The sequence below is a fragment of the Candidatus Viridilinea mediisalina genome, assembly GCF_002532535.1.
Taxonomy (GTDB): Bacteria; Chloroflexota; Chloroflexia; order Chloroflexales; family Chloroflexaceae; genus Viridilinea; species Viridilinea mediisalina.
The window spans coordinates 22345-31094 of sequence record NZ_NQWI01000058.1; the positions used below are offsets into that span (position 1 = coordinate 22345).

7 protein-coding genes are annotated in these 8750 nt (G+C 58.7%); 2 read left to right on the top strand and 5 right to left on the bottom strand.

The genetic code is table 11. The annotated features are described in order from the left end of the window. The first annotated feature begins 25 nt into the window (after nt 1-25). Nucleotides 26-979, top strand: a complete 954-nt coding sequence (locus tag CJ255_RS13000) for an LGFP repeat-containing protein (protein ID WP_124681927.1) — start codon at nt 26-28, stop codon at nt 977-979. A gap of 114 nt (nt 980-1093) precedes the next feature. On the opposite strand, the gene aroB is transcribed toward CJ255_RS13000, so the two are convergent. From aroB to CJ255_RS13015, 3 genes are all read right to left on the bottom strand, one after another. Next, nucleotides 1094-2215 carry a 3-dehydroquinate synthase gene (gene aroB / locus CJ255_RS13005; RefSeq protein WP_097644536.1) on the bottom strand — a complete coding sequence of 374 codons (1122 nt, stop codon included), beginning with the start codon at nt 2213-2215 and terminating at the stop codon, nt 1094-1096. A 282-nt stretch (nt 2216-2497) separates the two neighbouring features. After that, nucleotides 2498-4090 carry a PASTA domain-containing protein gene (locus CJ255_RS13010; RefSeq protein WP_124681928.1) on the bottom strand — a complete coding sequence of 531 codons (1593 nt, stop codon included), beginning with the start codon at nt 4088-4090 and terminating at the stop codon, nt 2498-2500. A 327-nt stretch (nt 4091-4417) separates the two neighbouring features. Further along, complete coding sequence (locus CJ255_RS13015; RefSeq protein ID WP_097644538.1) at nt 4418-5206, bottom strand: class I SAM-dependent methyltransferase; 789 nt, start codon at nt 5204-5206, stop codon at nt 4418-4420. Nucleotides 5207-5768: 562 nt separating this feature from the next. Between CJ255_RS13015 and CJ255_RS13020 the strand changes: the two genes are divergently transcribed. Continuing rightward, complete coding sequence (locus tag CJ255_RS13020) at nt 5769-7154, top strand: ammonium transporter (protein ID WP_097644539.1); 1386 nt, start codon at nt 5769-5771, stop codon at nt 7152-7154. A gap of 125 nt (nt 7155-7279) precedes the next feature. On the opposite strand, the gene CJ255_RS25100 is transcribed toward CJ255_RS13020, so the two are convergent. Continuing rightward, nucleotides 7280-7738, bottom strand: a complete 459-nt coding sequence (locus CJ255_RS25100; RefSeq protein WP_097644540.1) for a DUF4190 domain-containing protein — start codon at nt 7736-7738, stop codon at nt 7280-7282. 13 nt (nt 7739-7751) lie between these two features. Then, entirely contained in the window at nt 7752-8555 is an 804-nt protein-coding gene (locus CJ255_RS13030; RefSeq protein WP_097644541.1) for a [LysW]-aminoadipate kinase, read from the bottom strand. Nucleotides 8556-8750 lie beyond the last annotated feature (195 nt).

Here is an 8750-nt window from a genome sequence, read left to right on the forward strand (position 1 = left end):
AGACGCAGCAATATAAGGATCAGCCATGAGCCACAGACGTTGGAGCGGAGTATTGCTACTCCTCGCGGTGTTGTTGGTGCTTGGTGCCCTCCCGAGTGCGCCCGCTCAAGCCCAAGGGCAACACTATTTCCCGCAGACTGGGCACTTCCTTGGGGGGGCGTTCCGTTCCTTCTGGGAGCGTAATGGTGGACTCGATATCTTTGGCTATCCGATTTCACCCGAGTTTGTGCAGAACAGCGATGGGCGTATCGTACAATACTTTGAACGCGCCCGCTTCGAGCTTGATGTGGTTAACGATCAAGCCTTCATCAGTCTGGGCCTCGTGGGGCGTGAGTATCTCGCTGCAACTGGCCAAGGCTTTCCCCGGGTTGGCCCCGTCAGTGCGCCGGGGGTGCGTTACTTCCCCGAAACCGGGCATACCCTCCGTGGGCAATTCCTTACCTTTTGGCAGCAGCGTGGCGGCGCGGAGATTTTTGGCTTGCCTATAAGCGAAGAGGTTGTCCAGCAATTGCCTGACGGCCAGAACTATCTGGTGCAATATTTTGAGCGTGGCCGCTTTGAACTCGTAGGCAATAGTGTACGGCTCGGCACTCTCGCCAGCATCTTGGTTCCCTGTCAACTGCGCCCCGGCATGGCCCCCTATCCTCCGCCCGCAGGCCCGGTTCCCGAAGGCGATTCAAGTGCTTGTGTGCAGCAGCCCAACCTTCAAGCCCGCGTCTTCCCCAATCCAGCCCCAATTGCCACGACACTCGGCTTTGAGGCCCATGGCTACAAACCGGGCGAACGGGTGGCTATCTGGCTCAACCTGCCCAATGGCGAAGCCCGCACGTTCCCCTTTCGCGCCTATGCCAATGCTGATGGCTTGTTGCTGATTGGCTTCTTTACCGAAACGAGCGACCCACTTGGCCATTGGAGCATCGTCGGCCAAGGTCTTGAGAGCGATACCGTGCGGGTGGCGACGTTTACCTTGGTGCGGTGACTTTACCTCTGGAGGCTTCGCCTCTCCCCATAAAACTCTTTTTGTTGCGAGTTGGCGGCTTCGCCGCCAACTCGCAACAAAAAATGGGGTTTGGGGCACCGCCACCGCCCCCCCTCAGCTTAACGCAGTGCGCACCAGCGCTTCGGGTACGTCGTCGCGTACAACGACATTGCCAATTGCTGTGGGTAGCACCCAGCGCACGTTGCGCGCCTCGACCTTTTTGTCGCGCAGAGTCGTGGCGATGATCGCGTCATGCTCCAACGCAGCCGGTAACGCGGTGGGTAGCCCATAGGCATGCAGCAGCGCCCGCTGGCTCTTGACTAAGCCTAGATCGCAGAGGCCCATACAGGCAGCAATGCGGGCCGCAGCGTGCATGCCGATGGCAACCGCCTCGCCGTGGAGCAGGGTGCCATAGCCGGTGAGCGCCTCGATTGCGTGGCCAATGGTGTGCCCATAGTTCAAGGTGATGCGCTCGCCCTGCTCGCGCTCGTCGCGGATCACGACGCCCACCTTGACCGCAACGGCCCGCCGGATGATCGCCGTCAAGCGTGGATCGCCGGGTGTCCAGTTGATCCCTTCGCTCGAATCGGGCAGCGCCGGGTGGCGCAGATCGGCGGCGAGGTTTTGCAGTTCGGCATAGAGCCGTGCGTCGCTGATGACGCCATGCTTGATCACTTCGGCCCAACCTGCACGCAACTCCCGGGGCGGCAAGGAGGCCAGGGTAGCAGTATCGGCCAAAACCAGGCGCGGCTGATGGAAGGCACCGATCAGATTTTTGCCCAACGCATGGTTAATGCCGGTCTTGCCACCAACGGCAGCATCAACCATTGCGAGCAGCGTTGTGGGCAGTTGCACCAGTGCAATCCCGCGCAGGACACTCGCCGCCGCAAAGCCCGCCAGATCGCCGACCACCCCACCGCCAAGGGCCAACACAATATCGCGGCGCTCGACCGCACCGCCAAGCATCCAATCGTAGAGTTGGCCAAGCTGGGCCCCGTTCTTACTCGCCTCACCCGCCGGCAGCGCAAAGCTCTCGACCGTATAGCCAGCGGCGCGCAAGCGTTCACACAAAGCTAGGCCATGCAACGGGAAGACGGTGGTATCACTAATCAGCCAGACCCGCCCTTTGATAGCGAGGTTGGCCAGATGTTGCGGTAGATCGTGCAGCGCCCCCTCAGCCACAATGACCGGGTAGCTACTGGTGGAGGTGGTGACTGTGAGCGTATCGTTTGGCATAAGCAATTCCTGAGAAACTGGTTGGGTGCAATGCTAAGCAATAGTGTAGCACAAACCCGTTGGGTTATACCATTTACGATTGTAGATTGCAGATTGTAGATTGCCGAACACGGCGTTCCAATGGGCTTTCGCGTTCTTGATAATGCGGCATGTTCAAGGGTAAACGGTAAAGCTACAAGCGCCTTTCTGACCCCTTCCCCTACCACAAAAAGGGGATGCGCGGGAACCAGGTTCCCGCGCATCCCCTTGTGCCTGCACCGGAGGCGCTTCCGAAGCAACCCGTTAGTCAGTGATCGTGATGGTATACTCCAGCGTCGTATCACTCGTATTATTACTACTCGAGTGGGCTACAATCCTAATCGTGTAGGTATCGGCGGGCCACTGGAAGCCCAAAGGATCACAGGGGGTTCCATCACCGTTATTGGCATCACCGTTAAAGCAGTAGGGGCGTAAACCCTCACGCTGGGAATTCATAGTGGTACCATCGGAGCGGATGATATAGAACATGAGGTGGCTCACCCCACTGCCATTCGTGCCCGTAAGATTGTCTGGATTGAAGTTGTTGGATGCGACAGCAAAAGCATCGGCGCGCACCACAATGTTGGAGGATTGGGCTCGGGTGAAGGTGCTACCCGGTTGGGCCGAGACGGGCGAGAGCGCAATCACTACCATACGATCTTCCTCGACCAGCGAGATGTTGGAGTCGCAGGCAACTTCGCTTGCCGCTGCGAGGGATTGACTCGCAATAATGTGATCATCCTTCGGGTTATGTTTGCTGAAACTCGGTGTGGTAGTAAAGCCTGCTGCAGCCCAACTGGCGCGCGCCCCGCTCACGGTCTGATTGACCATTTGCGGTACGGTGCAGGTGGTCTGGGCCGGAGTGACCGTCATCGAAGCAGTCTGGCAGTCCACCGTGGTGCCTACCACGAGCGATTGGCTGCTAATTTCAAAATTCGTAGGGTTAGCCGGGTCTGTCGTCAGTTGTGACGCACCGAAGCCTGCATTGCCCCACACAGTATGCGCGACACTCGTCCCGCTCGTGTTGAAATTGCGTCCAACCAGGTTGGGAACCGTACAGGTGCCGGGCGTCAAGGTTACACTCTGGCGGCAACCATTGACCACCGAGCCAGCAGCGACGCTCTGGCTGCCCACCACAAAATCGGAGTCGGCGTCCGCTGGGCGCTGCAACTGGTCATCAGCAAAGCCCGCCCCTGTCCAAGCCGACAACGCGTCGCTCCAGGTCATATTGACCATGTTGGGTATGGTACACGAGCCTGACTGCACGGTCATGGAGGAGTCGCAATCAACCATCGAACCGGCCTCGATTGATTGTTGGCCGATGATCATATTGTTGTTACCACCAGATCTGTTCAGCTTGCTCGTATCAAAGCCTTCTCGTGCCCAAACAATATCACGCGCATCGGTAAACTTGATCCCACGCAGGTCGGGTACATAGCAGAGCCAAGCAGAAGGTTCCTGCGAGTCGGGCAACGGCGTCATTGTGGGTGGGGGTGGGGGCAGGTTGGGGCGTTGCGGGGGGGTGTTGCTACCACCACCGCTGTTATTATTGCCACCGCCGCTGTTATTATTGTTGTTGCCGCCGCTGTTATTATCATTGTTGCCGCCGCTGTTATTATCGTTGTTGCCTTGTCCAGCCCCAGCCCCGGGCGGCAACCCATCCTCAAGCTCGCCGGCAAAGCCAGCGCGTGCCGTCTCGACAATCGAGACAAAGCTATTCATGATGGTGCCAAGGGTACCACGGGCCAAGAGAAAAATAAGAACAAGCGTGAGTGCGTACTCAACAATGGATTGACCACGTACAGCCCGTCTGAGGTGCTTTTTTGGTGGTGGTGTAGTCGCTACTTGAGTCTTCATAGTGTCCCCCGATGCAGGTTGGAAGATGCACAGTTACCCTCCCGTTGGAGGGCGTGACGTTGCTGCTATCATTATATAAGAGGGGTGCGGGGGGTGTCTATAGTTCTATAGGGCTATCTTTTGGGGCTACGCCGAAGTGAGGAGGCGTGAGGCGAAGCGGCGAGAGCTCCGCCGCTCCGCATCCTCACATCCTCGCCTCATACCATTTACGATTGTAGATTGCAGATTGTAGATTGCAGATTGCAGATTGCCGAACATAGTGTCCCAATGGGCTTTCGCGTTCTTGATCATGCGGCAGGTTCAAGGGTAATTGGTATCACACGCAGATCATTTGACCGCCACCACAATGCCAAAGATGCCACGGAGCGAGACGACGCGCCCTGCATCTGCAACAATGGCGAAGCGTTCACGCATGTGGGCGGGGGCGGCGAGGAGCCAGCGTTCAAGTGCCGCGCACTCGCGGGCGGGCATGCGCATGCGTGCGGTCCACGCGGCAAACTGATAGGGCTCACGCGGATCTTCCTCGCTATGGGTGATGGTCAAGCCCGCCGCAGCGCAGAAACTGTGCCATTCTGCAAAGGAGTAGGCCCGCACATGGCTGGGATCGCGCCAGCGCTCGAAACGGTCCATAAAAGCATCCTCCTCGGGATCGGCAAGGCCAATATGGTCGGCAATAATCAGCCGTCCGCCGGGGCGCAGGGCCGCCGCACTAGCCTTGAGGAAGGCGCGTACATCGGCGAAATGGTGGGCAGCCACGCGGCAGGTTATCAGATCGAGGCTGGCAGGGGCACAGGGCAACGCCTCTGCGGCAGCGCGTAGGTAGCTCACGTTGCTTATCCCTTGCGCCGCGATCTGCGTGCGGGCAGCGTGCAGCATCGTGAGCGTGAGATCGCTGGCAACCACATGGCGCACCACGGGGGCCAAAGCGAGGGCCATATGCCCACCGCCCGTCGCCACATCAAGGGCCAATTCGTGGCCTTGAGCATCGGCTAACGCCACCACACGGGCCAAATCGGCCCCAGAGGCGTGCATGCTACTCGTCACATAAGCCTGGGCCACCGGGCCAAACTGCGCCTGAGCGCGTGCCCTGATGGCATCATGGTCAGTTTGATCCATGCAAGCTGCTCCTAACTGTGGCACACGCTGGAGTGCCGGCTTTAGCCGGCTGAAGCCGACACCGGCTTTAGCCGGCTGAAGCCGACACCGGCTTTAGCCGGCTGAAGCCGACACCGGCTTTAGCCGGCTGAAGCCGACACCGGCTTTAGCCGGCTGAAGCCGACACCGGCTTTAGCCGGCTGAAGCCGACACTCCAACGGCCAGTTCATAAACCTTTCAGACAGCCTCTTTAGACAGAAGATCCATATCAGTGTGCAAAGATTTTGTACTGCGTGCCTCTTGTTCTTCGCCATAGGTTTGATACTATACATCTTATCAGCAAGATGAAAAAGTAAATTGAAGCACGGGCCTAGCATGCCCACATGTAAGGGGGTGAATACACGTTCGCTGCCCACTCTGCGCCGTTGCAGCGTTGGGGGTGAGCCGCTTCCGGTGCGACGCTGTCGTCTATCCAAAATATCTCTGTAGCTTTGGGAATGGTCGAATCGATCCGCACAATATTGTAGACACCGCATCTACCGTGGTACACCCGCGTTACGCTGTACTCAAAGGAGCGCTCGGAATGAAGTACAAAGTAGGTTTGGCAATTGCTGGGGCATTCGGACTCTGGTTGGCGAATAGTGGTACGGCCTTTGCACAAGAAGAGATTAGCACCGCCGAGCTTGCGGTGGCGATGGACACCTTCTTTCTGTTGATTGCAGCCTGTCTGGTCTTTTTCATGCAGGCTGGTTTTGCCATGCTTACGGCTGGCCTGACCCGCTCGAAGAACACGGCTAACATCCTGTTTAAGAACCTGATGGACTTTGTGATGTGTTCTATCGCCTTCTGGGCGGTGGGTTGGGGTTTGGCCTATGGTACTTCGGCTGGCGGCTTTATTGGTACCGACCAATTCTTCCTGGGCAATGTCACGGCTGAGGGTGAAGTGCCAATTTTGGCAAGCTGGTTCTTCCAGGTGGTCTTTGCGGGTACCGCTGCAACGATTGTGGCTGGTGCCATGGCTGAGCGCACCAAGTTCGTTGCGTACCTCACCTACAGCTTCATCCTCTCGCTCTTCATCTACCCCGTGGTTGTCCACTGGGTCTGGAGCGGCTACGGCTGGCTCAACGGTGGCGACGGAACCTGGGGCTTCACCGACTTCGCGGGCAGCACGGTTGTCCACAGTGTTGGCGGTTGGGCTGCGTTGATGGGTGCGATCATCTTGGGGCCGCGCCTCGGACGCTTCAGCTCCGACGGCAAGCCGAAGACCATTTCGGGTCACAGTATGGCGCTGGCGATGCTTGGTGCCTTCATCCTCTGGCTCGGCTGGTTCGGCTTCAACCCCGGTAGCGAGCTGGCGATTGGTTCGCAGGGTAGCGCCGATGCGGTCGCCCTGATCGCGGTCAACACCAACCTTGCGGCGGCGGCTGGTGCTGTTGGTGCCCTCGTTACTGCCTGGCTGCGCTACGGCAAGCCCGACCTGCCCCAGACGATCAATGGTGTGCTGGCTGGCCTTGTGGCCATCACCGCTGGCTGCGCCTACGTCACGCCGGTCTTCGCCGTACTCATCGGCTTCATCGGCGGCCCGTTGGTTGTCCTCGCGGCTGAGATGCTCGAGAAGCTCAAGATTGACGATCCGGTGGGTGCAGTGCCCGTCCACCTCGTGGTTGGCATCTGGGGCACGCTGGCGGTTGGTCTCTTCGCGGCCTACGAGGGTAACACCGGCACGACTGGGCTCTTCTTCGGCGGCGGTGCCACCCTGCTGATCGCCCAGATCGTCGGCATCCTCGCAATCGGCCTCTGGACCGCTGGGCTCGCTGGTGCGATGTTCTTCGCCATCAAGGCCACCATCGGCCTGCGCGTCAGCAAGGAAGAGGAAGAGGCTGGGCTCGACATCGGCGAGCACGGTGCGGTTGCCTACCCCGACCTCAGCCCCTCGCGCCCCTACATGCCCGGCGCTTCGGCAGATTAGGTTTTCTCTTTACCGTTCGTGTTAGTGGCTGCGCCGCCAACACGAACGGTAAGGTAACGTGAGGGCGGTAGCCCTACGAATGTCCCGTGTTTGCGGCGAAGCCGCAAACACGGGACATTCGTATTTCAGACCAGCGCAACCACAAAGACAAACAAGAAAAAGCAGAAAAAGAGAACCATGAGCGCCATTTGGGCATAGCCAAGTACCAGACCAAACACGGCCAAGCCATCGCCACTGAGGTTGCCACCAGCGTTGCGGATCTCGCTCCGGGCCATGTGGCCCGCAATGATCGCTGCTAATGCACCCAAGAGGGGCAGGATCGTCCAAGCAAGGATGCCCGATACGATGCTGGCAATCGCAAGGGTGCTGTTGGGAATGACATGGGGCTGGGGTTGCCCATACTGCTGGTGCTGGTGGGGTTGGTGCTGGCCACCATACTGAAGCGGGGCTTGGGGCGGGGGGACGGGAATGGTTGGTGCTGAGGGCGCAGGGGGTGCGTAGGTTGGCTCAAGGCGGGCACCGCAGTTGTAGCAGAAGCGTTGATCAGCTTCGCTCTGGGCACCACACTGTTTGCAATGTTGCATGTATCTCTCCGATTTAAGCTATGACTGTTCCTGCACCAGCGAGAGCGGCGCTGATGCAACCACTGCGCCGAGCGTCGCCCAGAATAACACGCTTAACGCCAGCGATGAGCGCTTCTTGGGCTCCCAGCACCTTCTTCTTCATGCGCCCTTCAGCGAAGGGCAGGTAGTCTTCGAGTTCGGCTTGGGGGATGTTGCTAATCAGTGAGGTCTCGTCGGGGAAGTTACGGAGCAGGCCGGGGACATTGGAGAGCAGCAGGAGTGCATCGGCATTGAGGGCGGCTGCAAGGGCCGCTGCGGCCCGGTCGCCATCCACATTGAGCGCCTCACCCGCCTCGGAGCAGGCGAGGGGCGCAACCACTGGTAGGTAGTTGGCCTCAAGCAGCATGCGCAGTAGAGTCGTATTGACCTGCTCAATCGTGCCGGTCCAATCATCGCGTAGCATGCGCTGGCGGCCCTGTTCAACGATTCTGATGGTAGCTTTGCGTTTGCCGGTAAGCAGACGGCCATCAAGACCACTGAGGCCAAAGGCATTGCAGCCCCGCGCTTGCAGGCGCTCAACTAGGGCTTTGTTGACCAGGCCACCCGTTGCCATCATAAAAAACTCAAGTGTACGTCGGTCGGTGTAGCGACTGGTATAGCCACTTGGCGAAGTGACAAAACGGGGCGGATGGCCGAGGGCCTCACCGAGGCGGTTGGTCTCGTCGGAGCCACCGTGAACCAAAACCACCCGCTCACCCTGGGCAAAGCGGGCCGCGAGATCATCACAGAGAGCATCATAGTTATTGCCAGCGCTGCCGCCGACTTTGATCACATACATGGTATATTCCTCGTGGTAAATGCAAGAGGGTTCAAGGGCCAACTCGATCATAGCCGATGAGATTAAAAATGTCTACTTGGGACGCCATGTTCGGCAATCTGCAATCTGCAATGGTATTAGAGGCTGTCTGAAAAGTCTATGAACTGGCGTTGGAGTGCCGGCTTCAGCCGGCTAAAGCCGGCACTCCAACGCGTG